Source organism: Paenibacillus sp. JCM 9796, from assembly GCF_055379675.1.
Genome location: NZ_AP043723.1, coordinates 3,942,013 through 3,960,018, shown reverse-complemented (window position 1 = coordinate 3,960,018; position 18,006 = coordinate 3,942,013). Strand labels below are relative to the sequence as shown.

General features: G+C 50.9%; 18 protein-coding genes. 2 read left to right on the top strand and 16 right to left on the bottom strand.

Annotated features, from left to right (window positions below; all coding sequences use genetic code 11):
- Positions 1–11: 11 nt before the first annotated feature.
- The 9 genes from ACZ439_RS19180 to rpoD all read right to left on the bottom strand — a co-directional run bounded on the left by ACZ439_RS19180 (position 12) and on the right by rpoD (position 9,010).
- The gene (locus ACZ439_RS19180) at positions 12–980 is read right to left on the bottom strand and encodes an ABC transporter permease (RefSeq protein WP_054796372.1); all 969 of its coding nucleotides are present in this window, start codon (positions 978–980) and stop codon (positions 12–14) included.
- The gene (locus ACZ439_RS19175) at positions 961–2,454 is read right to left on the bottom strand and encodes a sugar ABC transporter ATP-binding protein (RefSeq protein WP_127604740.1); all 1,494 of its coding nucleotides are present in this window, start codon (positions 2,452–2,454) and stop codon (positions 961–963) included. The genes ACZ439_RS19180 and ACZ439_RS19175 overlap by 20 nt, the downstream gene beginning before the upstream one ends.
- Before the next feature lie 85 nt (positions 2,455–2,539).
- Positions 2,540–3,703, bottom strand: a complete 1,164-nt coding sequence (locus ACZ439_RS19170; RefSeq protein ID WP_054799207.1) for a levoglucosan dehydrogenase — start codon at positions 3,701–3,703, stop codon at positions 2,540–2,542.
- A 34-nt stretch (positions 3,704–3,737) separates the two neighbouring features.
- Positions 3,738–4,922: a substrate-binding domain-containing protein gene (locus ACZ439_RS19165; RefSeq protein ID WP_464620046.1), complete on the bottom strand. Its 1,185-nt coding sequence runs from the start codon at positions 4,920–4,922 to the stop codon at positions 3,738–3,740.
- A gap of 28 nt (positions 4,923–4,950) precedes the next feature.
- Positions 4,951–5,766, bottom strand: coding sequence for a sugar phosphate isomerase/epimerase family protein (locus tag ACZ439_RS19160; RefSeq protein WP_372814651.1), 816 nt, complete (start codon positions 5,764–5,766; stop codon positions 4,951–4,953).
- 130 nt (positions 5,767–5,896) lie between these two features.
- Positions 5,897–6,928 (bottom strand): Gfo/Idh/MocA family protein, encoded by a 1,032-nt coding sequence (locus ACZ439_RS19155; protein ID WP_155614580.1) that lies wholly within the window; start codon positions 6,926–6,928, stop codon positions 5,897–5,899.
- 339 nt (positions 6,929–7,267) lie between these two features.
- Positions 7,268–7,594, bottom strand: coding sequence for a YnfA family protein (locus tag ACZ439_RS19150; protein ID WP_054796374.1), 327 nt, complete (start codon positions 7,592–7,594; stop codon positions 7,268–7,270).
- Positions 7,595–7,618: 24 nt separating this feature from the next.
- On the bottom strand, positions 7,619–7,843 hold the full coding sequence (locus ACZ439_RS19145; protein ID WP_230876074.1) for a hypothetical protein: 225 nt from the start codon (positions 7,841–7,843) through the stop codon (positions 7,619–7,621).
- A gap of 48 nt (positions 7,844–7,891) precedes the next feature.
- The gene (rpoD, locus tag ACZ439_RS19140) at positions 7,892–9,010 is read right to left on the bottom strand and encodes an RNA polymerase sigma factor RpoD (RefSeq protein ID WP_127604748.1); all 1,119 of its coding nucleotides are present in this window, start codon (positions 9,008–9,010) and stop codon (positions 7,892–7,894) included.
- 355 nt (positions 9,011–9,365) lie between these two features.
- Between rpoD and ACZ439_RS19135 the strand changes: the two genes are divergently transcribed.
- Both ACZ439_RS19135 and ACZ439_RS19130 read left to right on the top strand, forming a co-directional pair.
- Complete coding sequence (locus tag ACZ439_RS19135; protein ID WP_127604750.1) at positions 9,366–10,574, top strand: MFS transporter; 1,209 nt, start codon at positions 9,366–9,368, stop codon at positions 10,572–10,574.
- 271 nt (positions 10,575–10,845) lie between these two features.
- A complete protein-coding gene (locus ACZ439_RS19130) occupies positions 10,846–11,112 on the top strand; it encodes a hypothetical protein (protein ID WP_054796376.1) in 267 nt (88 codons plus the stop codon).
- Positions 11,113–11,157: 45 nt separating this feature from the next.
- On the opposite strand, the gene ACZ439_RS19125 is transcribed toward ACZ439_RS19130, so the two are convergent.
- From ACZ439_RS19125 to ACZ439_RS19095, 7 genes are read right to left on the bottom strand one after another with little or no spacing between them, the layout of a single operon-like run.
- On the bottom strand, positions 11,158–12,852 hold the full coding sequence (locus tag ACZ439_RS19125; protein ID WP_127604754.1) for a GMC family oxidoreductase: 1,695 nt from the start codon (positions 12,850–12,852) through the stop codon (positions 11,158–11,160).
- On the bottom strand, positions 12,849–13,412 hold the full coding sequence (locus ACZ439_RS19120) for a gluconate 2-dehydrogenase subunit 3 family protein (protein WP_127604756.1): 564 nt from the start codon (positions 13,410–13,412) through the stop codon (positions 12,849–12,851). The genes ACZ439_RS19125 and ACZ439_RS19120 overlap by 4 nt, the downstream gene beginning before the upstream one ends.
- A 41-nt stretch (positions 13,413–13,453) precedes the next feature.
- The gene (locus tag ACZ439_RS19115; protein ID WP_127604758.1) at positions 13,454–14,278 is read right to left on the bottom strand and encodes a phosphoenolpyruvate hydrolase family protein; all 825 of its coding nucleotides are present in this window, start codon (positions 14,276–14,278) and stop codon (positions 13,454–13,456) included.
- Positions 14,271–15,506 carry a Tm-1-like ATP-binding domain-containing protein gene (locus tag ACZ439_RS19110; RefSeq protein ID WP_201318145.1) on the bottom strand — a complete coding sequence of 412 codons (1,236 nt, stop codon included), beginning with the start codon at positions 15,504–15,506 and terminating at the stop codon, positions 14,271–14,273. The genes ACZ439_RS19115 and ACZ439_RS19110 overlap by 8 nt, the downstream gene beginning before the upstream one ends.
- A gap of 32 nt (positions 15,507–15,538) precedes the next feature.
- Entirely contained in the window at positions 15,539–15,964 is a 426-nt protein-coding gene (locus ACZ439_RS19105) for a cupin domain-containing protein (RefSeq protein WP_054796380.1), read from the bottom strand.
- A 27-nt stretch (positions 15,965–15,991) separates the two neighbouring features.
- Entirely contained in the window at positions 15,992–16,843 is an 852-nt protein-coding gene (locus ACZ439_RS19100) for a sugar phosphate isomerase/epimerase family protein (protein WP_127604762.1), read from the bottom strand.
- A 24-nt stretch (positions 16,844–16,867) separates the two neighbouring features.
- Positions 16,868–17,971 carry a substrate-binding domain-containing protein gene (locus tag ACZ439_RS19095; protein ID WP_054799204.1) on the bottom strand — a complete coding sequence of 368 codons (1,104 nt, stop codon included), beginning with the start codon at positions 17,969–17,971 and terminating at the stop codon, positions 16,868–16,870.
- Positions 17,972–18,006 lie beyond the last annotated feature (35 nt).

Genomic DNA, 18,006 nt, shown 5'->3' with positions numbered 1-18,006 from the left:
ATCCCTTCCCATCACTTGGCGACAGCTTTTCGCCCGAACGCCACCGCGAGTATGATGATGAGTCCTTTCACGATCATTTGCTGGCTGACATCCAATCCCATAATAATCAATCCGTTATTAATCGTTCCGATCATCAGCGATCCGATGACGGTCCCGATGACCGTACCGACACCTCCGAACAAACTGGTGCCTCCCAAAATAACGGCAGCGATAACGGACAATTCATCTCCCTCGCCGAAGGTGTACCGTCCGGAGTGCATCCGTCCCGCATACAGCATCCCGGCAAGCCCAGCCATCACGCCGGAGCCGATCAATACATACAATTTCGTTTTCGTTACGTTAACACCGGAAAATCTCGCGGCGCTTTGATTGCCCCCGGTTGCCAGCGTCCTTCGCCCAAATGCGGTTTTCCGCAGAACAACGTGCCCGAGCACTACCGCTATGACCGTCCAGAATAATAAGACCGGAATACCGCCGACATCGCCGGAGCCGAAAATATAAACAAACGTTTTGTCAATAATCGGAACCGGCGCCGTATTGGTCACCCACATCGCCAATCCCTTCGTCACGCCCATCATGCCTAGAGTCACGAGGAAGGAAGGGATGATGACCTTCGTCACCAGCAATCCGTTAATGAGCCCGATCAGGAAGCCTGTGCCCAAACCGGCAACGATCGCTCCGATCATGCCGAAGCCCGCTTCCAGCGCCATGGCCGACGTTAGAGAGGAAAGCGCCGCGATGGAACCGACGGACAAATCGATTTCAGCTGTACTGATGACGAAGGTCATCGCCACGCCCATAATCGAAATGATCGCGGTTTGGCGCACAATGTTTAAAATATTGTTCGTTGTCAAAAATCCTTCATCGCTCAAAGTCACAGAGAAATAAATTAATACGCCGATGAAGGCCAAATAAACGATATATTGTCTCCAATTAAACTGCCTAAGCAATGAAACTCCACTAGAAGCCTTGGATTGCATGCTGCAAATCCTCCTCTGATTTGATGTCCTCACGCATAAATTCCTTAACTACTTTTCCGTCATGAAAGACGAGTATTCGGTCGCTGACAGCCAGAAGCTCTGTCATTTCCGAGGAAATAAGCAAGATGCTCTTTCCTTCATCGGCCAAATCGCGTACCATATCGATAATCTCGACTTTAGCCCGGATATCGATCCCGATGGTCGGTTCATCTAACATAATGATATCGGGCGAATTGGCCAGCCATTTGGCAAACACGATTTTTTGCTGGTTACCGCCGGATAATAACCGCGATGTTTTGTTAATGGAGTCTGTTTTAATGTTCAGTTTTTTGACCCATTCCTCGGAAATTTCATTTCCTTTTTTGTCATTGACAAGGACGTTGGTAATCTTCGAGAGGGACGGCAGCAGAATGTTATCTTTCACTTGAAGATCCAGGATCAATCCCTGAACTCTTCGGTCCTCAGGCACCAATGCAAGTCCGCTGCGGATAGCGTCTTGCGGCGACCGGATTACGGTTTTCTGGCCTTTTATATAGATGTCTCCGCCGGTCACCGGATCGATCCCAAACAACGCCCGCATCGTTTCGGTTCGTCCGCTTCCCATTAAACCCGCGATCCCCAAAACTTCCCCGTGCTTCAATTTGAAATTGACACCGTTCACCCGGTTGTTTGTTTGCAAATTATCCACTTGAAGAATAACGGTTTCGTTAGACTTGCCTTTTCGTTCTTTCCATTCGAATTTTTCCAAGTTTTTACCGGCGATGTGCTGAATCACGCTGTCCATATCCAATTGGCTTGTTTCCGCCGTGATGATGTGACGTCCGTCACCCATGATCGTAATTCGGTCGCAAATTTGAAAAATTTCATCCATGCGGTGCGAAATATAAATAATCGAAATTCCTTTTTGCTTCAATCGTCCGATAAATTCAAACAGCACTTCCGTTTCCCGCTTCGTTAATGAGGATGTGGGCTCATCCATAATCAATATTTTCGTTTCTTTCGACAGCGCTTTCGCAATTTCGGTCATTTGCCAATACCCGACTCCCAAGTCGGCTACGACGTCATTCGGTTTAATATCAACATCCAGCTCTTCGAGCAGCTGCTTGGTCAGTTTCACGCATTTTTTATCGTCGATGAACCCCATCGCTGTTTTCGGTTCCCGGCTCAAAAATATATTTTGGGCTACCGTTAATGTAGGAATCAGACTGAACTCTTGAAAAATCATCGATACGCCATTCTTTTCCGCATCGGTCGGCGTCTTGATCTGCACTTCAGAACCGTTTATATAAATTTGTCCGGCATCCAGTTCATAAACGCCCGTCAAAATTTTCATCAAAGTCGATTTACCCGCACCGTTGCCGCCCATCAGGGCATGAACTTCTCCCTTTTTTAATTCGAAATGGACGTTATCGAGAACTTTGATTCCGTTAAATGATTTGGAGATATCTCGCATTTCCAAAAATGGCGTTTCCATAAGAAGTCCCCTTTGCAAGGATTCTAACGGGACGGCACTCCGCCCCGTTAGAAAATCACTTTATTCGCATTCGCAGTTCTTGATCTTAGATCGTTTTAACCCATTTTTCGCTGTTGGCAGACTCAATAATCGCATCGGAAATGACAGCAATTCGATAGCCGTCGTAGAAATTCGGTGAAACGTCCGTATCGTTCACAATAGCCGAAATAAAATCATGCGCTTCGATAATTTTGGTTTCGGTGTAGCCAATGCCTAGTGCGGGAATCGGCCACAACGCTTCGCCGTACGGATGATTAGGCCCGGTATAAATCGTTCTAAAGCCGCGTCTGTCGCTCGGATCGTTAGAGAAGCAAACCTGCAGCTCGTCACGACGCTCATAGTTGAAATAAATGGAACCCGTTTCGCCGTGAATCTCGAAGGTCAAGAAGTTGTTGCGTCCCCATGCGTTGCGCGTAGCTTCGATGCTGCCCACGGCGCCGTTCTCAAAACGAAGCAAGGTGCTCACTTCATCGTCAACGTCTACCGCTTCTTTCTTCACGTCGCCGCTTGCCTTCACCGTTCCCAATTTATCTACAGAACCGGATTGAATCGGACGCTCTTTAATGAAGGTACTCGCCACACCCATAACCTCAGTAATTTCGCCAACCAAGTAACGGGCAAAGTCAATAACGTGCGTGCCGATATCGCCCAGCGCTCCGGAGCCGGCAATATCCTTCCGGAATCTCCAGGAGAGCGGCGAGGCCGGATCCGCCGACCAATCCTGCAGATAGGTTCCGCGGAAATTGAGGACTTTCCCGATAGCGCCTTCTTCGATATACTTCTTGGCCAATGCCACGGCAGGAGTACGACGATAGTTGAAAGCGACCATATGCTTAACGCCGGCTTCAGTGACCGCATCCAGCATCCGTTTCGATTCTTCTCCAGTTCTGGCAAGCGGTTTTTCGCAGATGATATGTTTGCCGGCTTTGGCAGCCGCAATCGCTATCTCCGCATGAGAGTTGTTCGGGGTAACGATATCGATAATGTCAATCTCCGGATCCTCGACAACACGTCTCCAATCCGAAGAGTAGGATTCAAATCCGTAACGATCTGCTGCTGCTTTCGCTAATTCGTCGTTGATATCCACGACCGTCTTACGTTGAGGAAGAGCCGGAGCCGGCCAGAAAAACATAGGCATTCCCGCATAAGCCAACGAGTGCGCCTTCCCCATGAAACCTCCGCCGATCATAGCTACATTTAATTTACGCATTGTTTTCTCTCCTCTTTATATAAGAATGATTTCATTATTTCTTAGCAGCGTTTTGAATGGTGTTCGGAGCGTCAACTTGATATACCGTTTTCCAGGAATCCAGGATATTTTCTTTCGTTACTTGAAGCGCAGGCACCGCTACATATGGAGGCGTTTCTTTGCCAAGCAGCGCATAAGCGGCCAGAATAGCTTCCGCGACACCTTGGTCGTAAGGCAGCTGCGCGCCGAGACCTTTAATCATCCCGCCTTGGGCAATATCGAGCGCGACATTCGTGCCCAGGTCAATCGTCGTAATAGCCAGATCGTTTCTACCGGCTGAACGGGCAGCGGCAAGCGCCCCTTCTGCAGGCACATCCCATACTACGAAGATCCCTTTAAGATTCGGATGCTTCGTCAACATAGCGGAAGCAACTTTCTCGCCGTCGTTCGGTCCTGCAATACCGCCGCGCTCCACGATCTTGATGTTCGGATAATTCTCTTTGATTGTTTTTTCAAATGCATCCGTTCTTTGTTTCGTTACAAAGAAGTCCGCATCGTGGAAAATAACGCCGATATCCCCTTGCTCCCCAATCGCCTTCGCCATCACATGAGCCGCTTCTACGCCATTGCCGTAGTTATCGGCGGATACGACGCTGACATAATCTTTACCGTGCTCCAAGCCGTTCGGTTTATTATCCATGAATACCAATTTCACGCCCTCAGCAGCGGCTTTTTTATAAGCAGCGGCCGTAGATACAGGATCTACCGGGATACTGACAATGATATTCGGCTTTTTGGACAAGATCGTTTCAATGTCGGATACTTGTTTCTCCGATTTGAAGTTAGCGTCTGTCGTTGCGATCACTTCGATACCCATTTTGGCAAAGGTTTCTTTCAGTCCTTTAATTTGTGCTGTCGACCAGTCGTTACCGGCATAGTGCATAGCAAGTGCAGCTTTATAATTTCCTTGCTTGATTTTGGCCAATTCTTCAGGAGTCAACTGCAGCGTTTTGGCGGATACAGCGTTCTCACCGTTAGGACCTTTACTTAAAATTTCTTTGTTCGGAAGGCTTTGGTTAATTGTCAGCGGACCCGTTTGCTCATTGGCCGGTGCAGCGGCAGGCGTCTCTGCTTTTCCCGAGGCTTCGCCGGCGTTTCCATTGCCGCCAGTTCCACAACCCGCTAATACTAAGCCGAATGCCAAGGTCAGTACCGATAATGCGGAAAGCGCTTTCTTCATGATGAAATGACCCCCTTCTATTTTTTGCTTACTTTATATTTAATTGATCCTGAATAAACTTCTTGCTGATTTGGGCACCCTTTAAAGGATCCTCATAGCTATCCAGCTCGACCGTGATCCAACCGCTGTAGTTGTTCTCGCGTAAAGCGGTTACCATTTCAGCAAAGTTCTGATGACCTTCTCCTAACGGCAGGAAAGCGCCGTTCGCATAATCTTTGAAATGGATATAGAGGATCCGATCCATATATTTCTTCACCGTAGCCACAGGGTCGCCGCCGCCCGCTTCGATATGCGCCGTGTCCGGACACAGATTAATGGACGTAAGCTCCATAATTCGATCCAGTTGATCCGGTCCTTGCACAATCGTACCGAGATGCGGATGATAGCTTGGAATCAAATTGTATTTGACCGCAATAGCCGCGGCACGATCCAGCGATTGCGCCAGTTCCGTATAATCGGAATCCAAAATTCCCGCAGCGCGAATAGCTCCGCCTCCGATAACAAGATGCTGCGCGCCGCATTGGGATGCGAATTCGGCAACCTTCTCGATTTTGTGAAACTCATCGTCCTGGATATCCTTATAAATAAAATTGGCTCCGGTGTAAACGCCGATTAAGGTTAAGTCATAGCGCTTAAGCAAGTCCGTAAACGCCTCGGGCCGGTCTGCATACTGCATCAAATTCCCGTCAAAAAGTTCAATCCCTTTGTATCCTGCCGCAGCGATATCTTGAATCGCTTGCTCGGTAGACCCATTCGCTAAATAATAAAGATCCTTCACTGAGGTTACGCCGGCCGGATGCCCAACGACTCCGCCCCATGTATTCGTCTGGTAACCCAACTTCATATCGAGGCCTCCTTATATTCAGATGTAAATTAATCGCTTACATATCGTTCAAATTAACTATATTCCAATACCTTTTAACTGTCAATGTTAAAAGTAAGTCTAAAAACATTTTATTTCTAGTTGAAAAAACTTAGATTGTTGCAATCAACGAAATATTTTTCTTTTCATTCGCAGCATGTATGCCTGCGAGTACGATTTCAAGCGCCTTGTAGCCATCGATTCCTGTAATCGAATGTCCCTGTCCGCTCAAAATCCCTTCCACGAAGTGATCGATGATGCCTGAATCGGTTTGTCCGCCGGCTTCGTTCGTCTGCATTTTATCCATTTCATACAACTCACGATGCTTGTTCAGATGCTCGACAATCAAGCCGAACTTGTCATCCGTACCTATTTTCAAAGTTCCCTTCTCACAATAAATGATCGTGGAGTTATTTTCATTAGGATAATAGGTCCAGCTCGCTGTCAATGTCCCGATTGCACCTTTGTGCGTTTTGATCGTAATCACCGCATGATCGTCGACATTCGTATTTTTATGCAAGGTTCCATACATGGCGCTGACTTCACTGACTTCATCGTTCAACAGCCAACGAATCAGATCCGCTTTATGAACTCCTAAGTCTCCCAGCACACCGGCGAAGGCTTCATCCTGGTTAAAAAACCAGCTTTTGCTGCCATCCACGCTCCAGTTTTCCGGACCCGAATGACCGAAGGTCGTCTGAAAGCTTAATACCTTCCCCAATTTTCCTTCATCCAGTATTTCTTTCGCTTTGAGATGTACCGGCATAAAACGCTGGCTGTGGCCAATCATTAATTTAACGCCCTTCTCAGAAGCGGCGTCCACCATACTCTTCGCCTCTTCCAAGCTGGTAGCCATCGGCTTTTCACAAAGTACATGCTTCCCTGCATGAATCGCATCCAGCGTAATGGACGCATGAAGAAAGTTGGGAGCACATACCGATACAGCCTCAATCTCTTCGCATGCCAATAACTCCTGATGCGTTTGGAACGCAAATTTCGCTCCGAAGGTTTGAGCTACTTCTTTAGCTCGTTCCAGGTTAAAATCACAAACGGCTACGATTTCTACATCGCTTCTTTTGCTGTACTCCGGCAAATGACGTCTTTGCGCAATTGCCCCGCAGCCGATCACACCAACTTTTAGCATATATTCACCCTTTTCTTTTTATTTTGTAAACTATACTTAAAACTATATTTGATATACTTTTAACTGTCAATATTAAAAGTATGTTTTTATAAAGGAAATCTAGGTTCTACAAGCGGGCAAATTCACCGTTTATTCATAATTTGCAAACGAAAAACCTCCAGAACCAAGTGACCCTGGTTCTGGAGGTTACCCTTTCCTCCGATATTTCAGCTTACAAGCCCGGCTCCAACGGCGGCAGCCGGGGAACGGTCCACGCTAATCAGGCGCAAAGCTCCGATTTCGGTGCGGCGGGCCCTGCCGGAATTTCTCCCTCCTGCCGCCGTGGTTCTGCCTCGCCATTCAGTTTCTGGGTGCCCACAACATGATGCACACACCCGCAACGCAAACGGCCGCTCCAATCCAGTCGTAATGATCCGGCGCCTTCTTATCTACGACCCAGCCCCACAAGACGGCGAGAACAACAAACACCCCGCCGTAGGCTGCATACACCCGGCCAAAGCTCGGAAACATCTGCAGAGTGGGGATAACGCCGTAGGCAATTAACACAAGGCTTCCCACTACTCCGTACCAAACAGGCTTGGACTCTCTTAGCCACAGCCAAACCAGATAGCCCCCGCCGATCTCCGCAACCCCGGCTATGACGAACAACAGAATGGCAACAAACATCCGGGCCATCTCCTTCTGGATATTTTATTTTGAGATGTCGCGCCACTCCACGATAAACTCGCCTTCGTAATCGCCCCCCTCAAACTTGCTGACTTCCTCGAGAGCATTCCCGCATTCGCAGGATATTTGGTCTGCACCGTAATTGTCTGTACCAAAAACAATTTGTTCGTTGCGGTAGTAACGCCGCCCGGGCGTTACCTTATACTCTTCGCCGCATTGCAGGCAACGAATGATGAATCCCGATTCCATACCTCCACCATCCTTCATGTATATTTTATTCCCGTACCTGTTCCAGTCTTATTCCAGAAAATCTTTCAGAAGCTTGCTGCGGCTCGGGTGTCTCAACTTGCGCAGCGCTTTCGCTTCGATCTGGCGAATCCGCTCTCGGGTAACGCCGAACACTTGGCCCACTTCCTCAAGCGTACGCGTGCGTCCGTCAGCGAGTCCGAAACGAAGGCGCAGTACGTTCTCCTCGCGCTCCGTGAGTGTATCCAATACGTCCGACAACTGCTCTTTCAGCAGCTCGTAAGCTGCGGCGTCAGCCGGCAGCAGCGCTTCCTGATCCTCGATAAAATCGCTCAAGCTGGAATCGTTCTCTTCTCCGATCGGTGTTTCGAGCGAAACCGGCTCCTGCGCGATTTTAATAATTTCCCGTACTTTTTCCGTCGTCAGGTCCATCTCCTTCGCAACTTCTTCCGGCGAAGGCTCCCGCCCGAGGTCTTGCAGCAGCTGCCTGGAGATGCGGATAAACTTGTTGATGGTCTCAACCATATGCACCGGGATGCGGATGGTCCGGGCCTGATCGGCGATAGCGCGGGTAATCGCCTGACGAATCCACCAGGTCGCATACGTGCTGAATTTGTACCCCTTCGAATAATCGAACTTCTCGACCGCCTTCATGAGTCCCATATTGCCTTCCTGAATTAAATCGAGAAACATCATGCCTCGTCCGACATAGCGTCTGGCAATGCTGACGACAAGACGCAGGTTCGCCTCGGCCAATCTCCGTTTCGCTTCTTCATCGCCCTGTTCGATCCTTTTCGCTAAGCCGACCTCATCCTCTGCCGAAAGGAGCCCCACGCGTCCGATTTCTTTCAAATACATGCGTACAGGGTCATTGGTTTTAAGGCCCGGCGGCAGCGACAGGTCATCGTCAGCCTGCATCTCGTCATGCTCCTGAACGTTAGACCTTACAGAGAGCCCGTCATCCGTATCGTTGCCGATCTGAATACCAAGCTCAAAAAGCTGCTCGAAAAACTCGTCAATTTGTTCCGGTTCCTGATCAAATGGGGCGAGCTTTTCCATAATGGCTTTATAAGTTAATGAAGAATGTTGTTGGCCCTGAAGGATTAACTGCTCCTTCACCTGTTCAAGCGTAAGTTCTGTCTCTGATCCAGCACGGTGATCGTTCTCCATCGTCCAACGGCCCCCTCCCAAGTAAGTCATCTTTATATGTATCACACTCTTGATTAAATTGTCAACGAGAAACTTATTAATATATCACAAATTATTTATTTTGTCAATATCTTTTTTTCCTTGGCGGCGTGCGGGCCCTGCCATGCTTCACTGATAAATAGTTGTCATGCATATAATTGTTATGATAATATTATACATGCGATATAAAAGGAGTGAACGTATGCGAAACGACGAATCGCCAGGTTTCATCATTAGCGCATAGGCAGAAAACTAATCCAAGGCCTGACCCTGCGGTTTCAAGCTTATTACGCCGGCGCCGGCGTTTGAACAAAACAAGGAAAGAAGCGAACAAGACATGCAGAAACAAGCGTTATGGAACCTCAATTTTTTAGCAATCTGCTTCAGCAGTTTTTTTATTTTTATGACCTTCTACGTGTATGCAGTTACGCTCCCGACGTTCGTCCTTGAGAGCTTGGGCGGGGGACAACAAGAAATAGGTCTTGTCACTACGGTTTTTGTTATAGCTGCGGTTATTTTCCGGCCTTTAACGGGGAAATGGCTGGATGAATGGGATCGGAAGAAGCTGCTCTTTCTTTCACTCGTCCTCTATACCGTTTGCTGCATCCTTTATTTGTCGGTAAGCAGTATGAGCATGCTGCTGCTGCTGCGCATCGTGCATGGCGTCGGGTTCGGCATAGCCGCAACGGCCTTTTCCGCCATTGCGGTGGATACGGTACCCGCAGAGCGCAAAGGAGAAGGCATCGGATATTTCGGGCTATTTATGAGCCTGGCTATGGTCGTCGGGCCGTTCCTCGGCATAACCGTTATGTCAAGCTATGACTTTACCGTACTCTTCGGACTATGCATAGCGGCCTCCGTGCTCTCGTTCGTATGCGGCATGATGACCCGTATTCCCGAGCGCGTCACGGTCAAACTTGCGGGGATCCCCTGGAGCTGGAACCGGTTCATCGAACGCCGGGCCATTCCCATTTCAATCGCCGCAAGCGTATTGGCTTTTTCCTACGGGGCAATTTCCACCTTTATTTCCGTCTACGCCAAGGAACTCGGATTACCGCAGTACGCCAGCTATTTCTTTATGGTATTTGCGGCCATCATCTTAATTTCCCGACCGTTTACCGGCAAGCTGTTCGATCGATTGGGCGCGCATGTATTGGTTTATCCGGGGCTTGTTTTGTTCGTCGGCGGCATGATCGGGTTAAGTCAAGCGCATTCCGCTTTCATCTTTTTGCTCACCGCCGGCATCATCGGCCTAGGCTTCGGCGCGCTGCTCCCAAGTTTTCAGACCATTGCCATCCAATCTTCGCCGGCTCACCGCAGCGGACTCGCCACGGGTACATACTTTGTCTTCTTCGATACGGGATATGCCTCCGGCTCTTATATTTTGGGGGTTATCGCCGCCCATACGAACTATCGCACCATGTATCTTATAGGCGGTTTGATCGTCGCGCTTACGATCGTCATCTATTACGGGCTGCATCATAAACCGCAGATGCGTTCACGCGAAAGAAACGACATCGCGTTCTTCCAAAGCGAAAAACCTTGATCGCTCAAGGTTTTTCGCTGTTTTATATGGGTTACTTGGCCGCCGATGCCTTTCCTTGCAGAGCTTTGCTCATATGAAGCACCTGCGCGGCTAATGCTTCTATTCTCCGTACCACGGCCGGATCGGAGACTTCATGGCTTTCGTTGAAATGATCCCGGTGGGCATAAATATGATCCGGTGCTGCCTGCCGTCCGAAAGGCTCTTGTCCAGAACTGGGCGTTAACCGCGAAACGGTTATTGCCGCGTATGATAAATTGCATGCCGCCGGATCATGGATGCGTTAAGAAACGAATTAGAGGGCTGCGTCGATTTTATGGAGCCTCAAGGCGGAATACATTTATGGTGCAAACCAAACGGGGAATGGGATGAGAACGCGCTGTTCAAGGAATCGATCCAGAACGGGGTTATTTTCGCCCCCGGTACGACGCTCGGTTCCAGCCGAAACTTTATGAGGTTTACTTACAGCCGTACGGAAGCCGGCAGCATACGCGAGGGCATTCGCCGATTTGCCGAAGCCTTGAGGCGATTCAAGCGCTAAAAGGTCCCGTGTTTGATAAACACGAAACCTCCGCTTTGCCTGCTATTATATACGGTTTAGCAGTCGATCCGCCGTCATATAAGCCAAGGCCATGATCGTTTCCGTCGGATTATAGGAAGGAAAGGTCGGGAACTGTCCCCCTCCTATGGCGTACAGTCCTTCGCATTCATGCACTTCTCCGAACGGACTGACAACCGATGAATTCGGGTCCCAACCCATCCGGTGGGTGCCGACGTCATGAACGGACACATGGTAAGCGGGAGCAGGCGAATCCTCCCACCATTCGCTCATCCCCATTTCCTGCGCGATTTGCCGCTTGATTTTCATGAAATATTCGACGGTCTTCTTATCGTACTCCGTCCAATCATGCGTGATTCTTAACGCCGGTTGGCCAAATTGATCCTTCACGACCGGATCAAGATCACAATAAAATCGGCGGGAAGGCAGCGTGGAATGCTGCGAATACATCCTGAAGAGCTTTCTGTAATTTTCACTCATCCAATCCTTAAAGCCCTTTCCCCATCTCGGAACGTGCGGAGGAAGGCCGTGGGCGGTTTCAAGCGGCTGCATATCGCCGGTCCAAGTATTGATCGGAGACCCCCAAAGAACCCCTTCCTCATTATCGGGAATCAATTCCGACGTAAAATCGTCAATTACGGAGCCCCCCTGCAGCGATCCCATGAACGGATTCGTCCAGTACGGCAAAATGCCGGTGAACCAACCGAAATTGTGCAGCATCAAATGCTTGCCGACCTGCCCGTTCTTATTGATCCCGGATGCCAGAAGCAGTCTTGCGTTCTCGAGAGCGTAACAGCCGAGAATCACAATGTCGGCCTCGAGTTCCATCGCTTTTCCTTCCGAGTCGAAGTAAGAGACGCCTTTGACCCGGCCGGTTGAATCGCGATTCACGCGGAAAACCCGGACAAAGGGGTGTATCTCCAGATTTCCGGTTTCCTCGGCGGCGGATTTAATGATTTCATGGGTCGATATTTTGGCTCCAACGTGACAAGGGTAACCATGGCAAAACCCGCAATTGGTACAGGCCGATCTGCCTTTATAATCAACCGTAGCTATGGCCGTCGGCGTCGGGAACGGATGATAGCCCAGACGTTGGGCCGCATCGGCAAATAAATGATCGGTTGATCCGCGCTGCATCGGAGGCATAGGATACCCCCGGGTGCGAGACGCTTCAAACGGGTTCCCGCCCGGCAGGCGCTCCCCATTCATATGCCCTGCGCATCCGGATACCCCGATCTCCCACTCCACACGGTCATAATAAGGCTCCAGCTCTTGATAGCTTAAGGGCCAATCGACCAAGGTCGTATCTTCCGGGAGCGCCGCTTCCGAGAAGCGTTCAATAACCGTGCTTCGCATACTGAAATCTTTCTCGCGGAACCGGAACGCAGCCCCGCCCCAACTGATCGTTCCTCCTCCCGTTCCGATAGACGGCGGAATCTGAAAAGGATCGCCCAGGCCAAGCTTATTCGATGCCCAGGGCAAAATAACAGCCGCTTTGCCTTCATTCGGCCTCCAGGTTAGCGGATCCTTTCCCATATGCGGCACAATGGCGCTCCGGCGGTAATACCGGATTTCATCAAACTTGGATTGAAAATCGGATTCCTTGTAAAAGGCCCCTTTTTCAAGTCCGACCACCTTAAGTCCCGCGCGGGCAAGCTCTGTCGCTACAATGCCTCCCGATGCGCCCAAGCCGACTACGATAGCGTCAATTCGTCCAGTCATGGCTTCACCCCGCTTACAGCCGATCGGTTCGCTTCCTGGCGAAGGTCGGCAAGAGTCAGCACTTTCATTTGTTTGGCGTCATAGCCTAACTGCATCTGCTCGGCCGTATACCCCCACTGGGCGCCGGGAAATCCGACCAGCTTCCAGCCGACCGCATCCCGGTTCCCGCCGTAGAGAGGATCGCCGAACGTTCCCTCCAGCGTATGCTCATACACAACCGCGAAAAATTGCGCCAGACTGTCCGGCTCCTCATCGGTAAGCGAGCCCTCGATTTCATGAAGCATCCCGTCCTGCTGTTCTTCGGTAAGCTCGACAAACGGAGCTCCATACCGCTCTTGGCACAAACGGTCGAAAGCTGTAATTCCTTGTCGATAAAAGGTTTGGAGGTGGCTAAAATAGCCACCCAGCGCCCGATCGATGTAAATAACGGCTCCGGCTTCCCGTGCGCCCGGACTTAACGGATCGCTTGGAATGATACGGGCGGTAATAGCCTCGATTGTGCCGGCTTCCTCGTCATTAAAAAACATATACGTCTGAACGTTTTCCCCGCTCGCCGTCATTGCCGATTCTCCTCCCTGTATGTCGACTGGTATGTAACGCACTAGCCAAGAGGCAAAGCTTTAAACCGCCGTGTGTTCTCCGTTATCGCGATCTCAACCGGCAGCCGTTCCATGCTTGAGGCTCCGAAAAAACCGTCGATCCCTCTGGTCCGCTCCAGCACGTAGCGGACGTCGTCCGGCTCTGCCAGGGGGCCGCCGTGGCAGATGACCAGCACGTCCGGATTCGCCTCTTTGGCAGCGTCGTGCATAGCTTGAATGGCACGGATGGAATCGTCCAGGGTCATCGTGCTTTTCGCTCCAATTGATCCTTTGAGCGTCGTACCTACATGGGCCACGATGACATCGGCGCCGGCTTCTGCCATGGCACGGGCTTCATTCGGATTGAACACATAGGGGGTGGTCAGAAGGTCCAGCTCATGGGCAATTCTAATCATATCGACTTCACGGTCATACCCCATTCCCGTTTCCTCCATATTTTGCCGCAGCTGTCCTTCATAGAGCCCTACGGTAGGGAAATTTTGCACGCCTTTAAATCCGATTCTTTTCAATTCCTCAAGAAAAATAGGCATCTGTCTGAAGGGGTCGGTGCCGCATACGCCTGCAAGCACAGGGATGTTCTTCACAACCGGTATAACTTCGCCCGCCATCTCCACAACAATCTGGTTGGCATCGCCATAAGGCATCAAGCCGGCAATGGACCCGCGTCCCGCCATTCTGAATCGGCCGGAATTGTAAATAATGATCAGGTCGGCTCCGCCCGCTTCCGCACATTTGGCGGAAATTCCTGTTCCCGCGCCAGCGCCGATAATCGGCAGCCCTTGGGCCACCTGATTGCGTAATCGTTGTACAATTTCTTTTCTACTCATGACGAAGCACCTCGCTATATTTGATATATGCATCTAGCTTTTCGGCCATGGCCTGGGCAAAAACCGGATCGTTGATGTCCGTGTCCATGATCACCACCTCAATATGGGGAGCGAGCACTTGCCGCAGGTTATCAACCAATGCCCGGTCCGCTTGAGGGTCGTAAAATACTTCCCCTTGTTTGGCAATCGAAGAGATGCCCTTGAGCGGAATAAAGACACTCACCGGACCGGTTGCCATGTTTAACTTGCGGCCTATGATTTTCCCTAATTCCGCACACTCGTCAGCGGTAGTTCGCATCAGCGTAACGTTCGGGTTGTGTCTATAAAGCGTCCTTCCCTGAAAGCGGGCCGGAACGGTATCGGGCGTCCCGAAATTAACCATATCGAGCGCGCCGAGCGACACGACCTGAGGAATGCCGAGGCGGCCTGCCGTTTCAAGCCTGTCCGCTCCTGCCGACAGCATACCGCCGACCCATTCGTCCGCAAGCTCTGTGGTCGTCAAATCAAGTGACGCACGGATGAAGCCGTCCTTCATGAGTCCCTCCATGGCGCGCCCTCCCGAGCCGTTGGCATGAAACACCAGCACTTCATAACCGCGTGCTTCCAGCCAATCGCGCGCTTGCAGCACGCAGGGCGATGTAACCCCGAACATGGAAACGGACACCAGAGGCCTTGCTTGTTGGTGCGGCTTATAGGCGGCGCTCGCCCGGGCCATTCCGGAGATGGCGGCAGCCGCATTGGCAAGTATTTTCTCCGAGATGGAATTAATCCCGGCGATGTCCACAACGGAATACATCATCGTAATATCCGACTGGCCCACATACGAACGAATATCGCCGGACGCGATCGTGGATACCATCAGCTTGGGAACGCCGACCGGCAGTGCGCGCATCGCATGAGTAGCTATCGAAGATCCCCCCGAGCCCCCCAACGCCAGCACGCCGTGCAGCCGTCCTTCTTGATACAGTTTGCGAACCAACTCCGCCGCCCCGGCCGCCATCCGCTCCATAGCAAATCCCCGGTCGTTTCGCTCAATAAGAACGCCGATATCGGTTCCGGCTGCCCGGGCCACGTCTTCCCTGGTCAGGTGCGGCGAAATCCGGGGACTGCCCAGGACGCCGACATCGATAACGATCACTTCGCAGCCTGCAGACCGAATACGATCCATCACAAATTCATATTCATTGCCCTTCGTATCCAAAGTTCCTATAAGAACTACCGTTTCCATCGCCAGAACCTCCGTCGGCATTTTATCTCCCTTTAACGCTTGGGCTGCTGAACGGGGGGAACCGATCTGAAGTCGGGAAGCTGCCGTAATTCTTTCTCCGAGCCCGGGGGCGAATACACCACGAATACTTTCATCGGCTCTTTACCCGTATTAACGGTATAATGGTACCTGCTTTCGGGAACATAGATGGTGCTCCCTGAAGCGACCGTATAAACGATGGGATTGCCGCTTGCATCTTCCACCATCTGTTCCCCTTCGCCGGAGATGACATAGATAAGCTCCTCCGCGCCCGGATGGTTGTGACGGTCGTGCCCCTGTCCCGGCTGCATCTCGACGATACCGGCGCTAAAGCCGGCCGATCCGGTCACTTCGGGCGTGCATGTCATCACGATGCGGCCCCAGTCAAACAGCATCGTCTCAACTTCATGCGTCTCGATAACGAAATGTTTACCGCTCATCCAGAAAGCCTCCTCTCGAATTTGCTCTTATTTTTTCCCTTCCGCTTGATCGATTAACGGCTTGAGGTATTCGTAGGCTTGGCGGGCTACAAGATCCGGCTCCACATCCCGGCGGTCAAATCCGATTTCCATCGCCAGATAACCGTCGTAGCCGATATCCTTAAGCGCGTTAATGACGGAGACGAAATCCCCTTTGCCTTGTCCCGGCGCAAGCCGGTCATTATCCGAAATATGGATGTGGTGAAGATGTTCGCCCATTCGGTAAATGTAATCTGAGGACACCTCTTTACGGTAAAGAGCGTGGAACGTATCGAACATCACCTTGACGTTCGGTTCGTTAACCTCTTCCATCAAATTCAGGGCATCGTCGCACCGGTCCACAATGTTGCTGTCATGCGAGGTAGGCTCGATGACAAGCGTTACCCCGTAATCCGCAGCCGTCTTGGAAATTTCCTTCAATGCCTCGGCGCTCCAAGCCCACGCTTGTTTAAGGCTTGTGCCGAAAACTTGCCAGCCGGGAATGTACAGCACCGTTTTGCCTCCCCAATAGGCGCACAATTCGATGACGTCTTTATAATGCTCGATCGTGTGGCGTCTCTCTTCCGGGATCGGCGAAGCGACATTATGGCCGGGACCGCCGCTAAGGCCGGGCAGCATGCTGGATACTTCCATTCCGTAATGCTCCAGCACCTTCTTGATATGCTCGCGCCTCTCCTTGGTCGTCGTGGGCGGGTAAGCATGGGGACTGGCTGCGCCGATCTCAATCCCTTCGTAACCGATTTTGGAGAGGCGCTTGATCACCTCTTCCAGCGGATAAGCGGGCAGCCAAACCGGGAAACTCGCATAGGGCCAAGTGTTAAAGGACAATTTCATCGTCATGATCGAAGACCTCCCAAAGTTATTTTAATAAGTGGTGCCGTTATACTTCGCTACGTTCTCTTTGGTCACAACCGGGGATTCCAGCTTAATGAATTCAGGCATCGGTTCGCCGACCAAAGCCTTGGCAGCCGCAATCACGTTCATCGGCGCAATGACCGGATAAACGGCCGTACCCGCGATTTCTCCATCCGAGATGGCATCGAATGTCGTTTGCATACCATCGATGCTGATCAATTTAATTTCGTTCTGTCTGCCGGCCGCCTTAATCGCCTGTAAGGCGCCCATGGTCATCATGTCGGCGTGGGTATATACGGCGTCGATTTGCCCCTTGGGAAACCGCTGCAGCAGATCTTCCATCACTTTCAGTCCCTGTGCCTGGTCATAGTTGGCATGCTGACTGGCGATGACTTTAATGTCCGGAGAGCCGGCGATGGCATCGGTGAACCCTTTGTGCCGATCGATGGTAGGCGATGCCGAAGGGCTTCCCTGCAGTTCAACAACGTTGCCCTTTCCATTCAACAGGGTAACAAGAGATTGGCCCGCATTCATCCCCAAATCCAAATCATTGGCTTTGATCGTCGTCAGCACTTTGGTGTTAACGGTACGATCGACGGAGATCACCTTGATGCCCGCTTTCACAGCCCGTTCAACGGCAGGAACAAGCGCATCTTTCTCGACCGCGTTAATGATTAAAACCTGCACGCCCTTGGAAATAAAATCATCCACGATACTCGTTTGAACGCTCGGATCGTTTTGTCCGTCGCCTACCAGCAGCTCCATGTTCGGAAAATATTTCTTGGCCGCTTCTTCCGTTCTGCTCTTCAAAGCCGCGCCGTAAGGAAAAGTCAAAGAAGCGACTGCAAAACCAACTTTACCTTTAATGGAATCGGGGGAAGCCTTCAGCGTTAATGCCTCCTGACACTCCTTGCCGCAATAGAGCCCATAGTCGATTGGAACGGGCGCAGCGGAAGTCCCGGCTTTGGCCGCTCCTTCCGTTGACGAAGCCGATTCTTTGCTGCCGGTGCCGGCCCCGGTGCCATTGTTGTTGCTGCTGCCGCTGCCGCATGCCGTCATGAACAGCAATAACGCGGAAAGTGCTGCCGAAGTCATGATTCTCATGAGATTCATTGTTTTTCAATCCTCCTTTTTTTGCTTTCAACAAC

Bases quoted from the DNA above. Each gene is read 5' to 3' on its own strand.
- ACZ439_RS19180 (WP_054796372.1), bottom strand. From the start codon at position 980: ATGCAATCCAAGGCTTCTAGTGGAGTTTCATTGCTTAGGCAGTTTAAT.
- ACZ439_RS19175 (WP_127604740.1), bottom strand. From the start codon at position 2,454: ATGGAAACGCCATTTTTGGAAATGCGAGATATCTCCAAATCATTTAAC.
- ACZ439_RS19170 (WP_054799207.1), bottom strand. From the start codon at position 3,703: ATGCGTAAATTAAATGTAGCTATGATCGGCGGAGGTTTCATGGGGAAG.
- ACZ439_RS19165 (WP_464620046.1), bottom strand. From the start codon at position 4,922: ATGAAGAAAGCGCTTTCCGCATTATCGGTACTGACCTTGGCATTCGGC.
- ACZ439_RS19160 (WP_372814651.1), bottom strand. From the start codon at position 5,766: ATGAAGTTGGGTTACCAGACGAATACATGGGGCGGAGTCGTTGGGCAT.
- ACZ439_RS19155 (WP_155614580.1), bottom strand. From the start codon at position 6,928: ATGCTAAAAGTTGGTGTGATCGGCTGCGGGGCAATTGCGCAAAGACGT.
- ACZ439_RS19150 (WP_054796374.1), bottom strand. From the start codon at position 7,594: ATGTTTGTTGCCATTCTGTTGTTCGTCATAGCCGGGGTTGCGGAGATC.
- ACZ439_RS19145 (WP_230876074.1), bottom strand. From the start codon at position 7,843: ATGGAATCGGGATTCATCATTCGTTGCCTGCAATGCGGCGAAGAGTAT.
- rpoD (WP_127604748.1), bottom strand. From the start codon at position 9,010: ATGGAGAACGATCACCGTGCTGGATCAGAGACAGAACTTACGCTTGAA.
- ACZ439_RS19135 (WP_127604750.1), top strand. From the start codon at position 9,366: ATGCAGAAACAAGCGTTATGGAACCTCAATTTTTTAGCAATCTGCTTC.
- ACZ439_RS19130 (WP_054796376.1), top strand. From the start codon at position 10,846: ATGGATGCGTTAAGAAACGAATTAGAGGGCTGCGTCGATTTTATGGAG.
- ACZ439_RS19125 (WP_127604754.1), bottom strand. From the start codon at position 12,852: ATGACTGGACGAATTGACGCTATCGTAGTCGGCTTGGGCGCATCGGGA.
- ACZ439_RS19120 (WP_127604756.1), bottom strand. From the start codon at position 13,412: ATGACGGCGAGCGGGGAAAACGTTCAGACGTATATGTTTTTTAATGAC.
- ACZ439_RS19115 (WP_127604758.1), bottom strand. From the start codon at position 14,278: ATGAGTAGAAAAGAAATTGTACAACGATTACGCAATCAGGTGGCCCAA.
- ACZ439_RS19110 (WP_201318145.1), bottom strand. From the start codon at position 15,506: ATGGAAACGGTAGTTCTTATAGGAACTTTGGATACGAAGGGCAATGAA.
- ACZ439_RS19105 (WP_054796380.1), bottom strand. From the start codon at position 15,964: ATGAGCGGTAAACATTTCGTTATCGAGACGCATGAAGTTGAGACGATG.
- ACZ439_RS19100 (WP_127604762.1), bottom strand. From the start codon at position 16,843: ATGACGATGAAATTGTCCTTTAACACTTGGCCCTATGCGAGTTTCCCG.
- ACZ439_RS19095 (WP_054799204.1), bottom strand. From the start codon at position 17,971: ATGAATCTCATGAGAATCATGACTTCGGCAGCACTTTCCGCGTTATTG.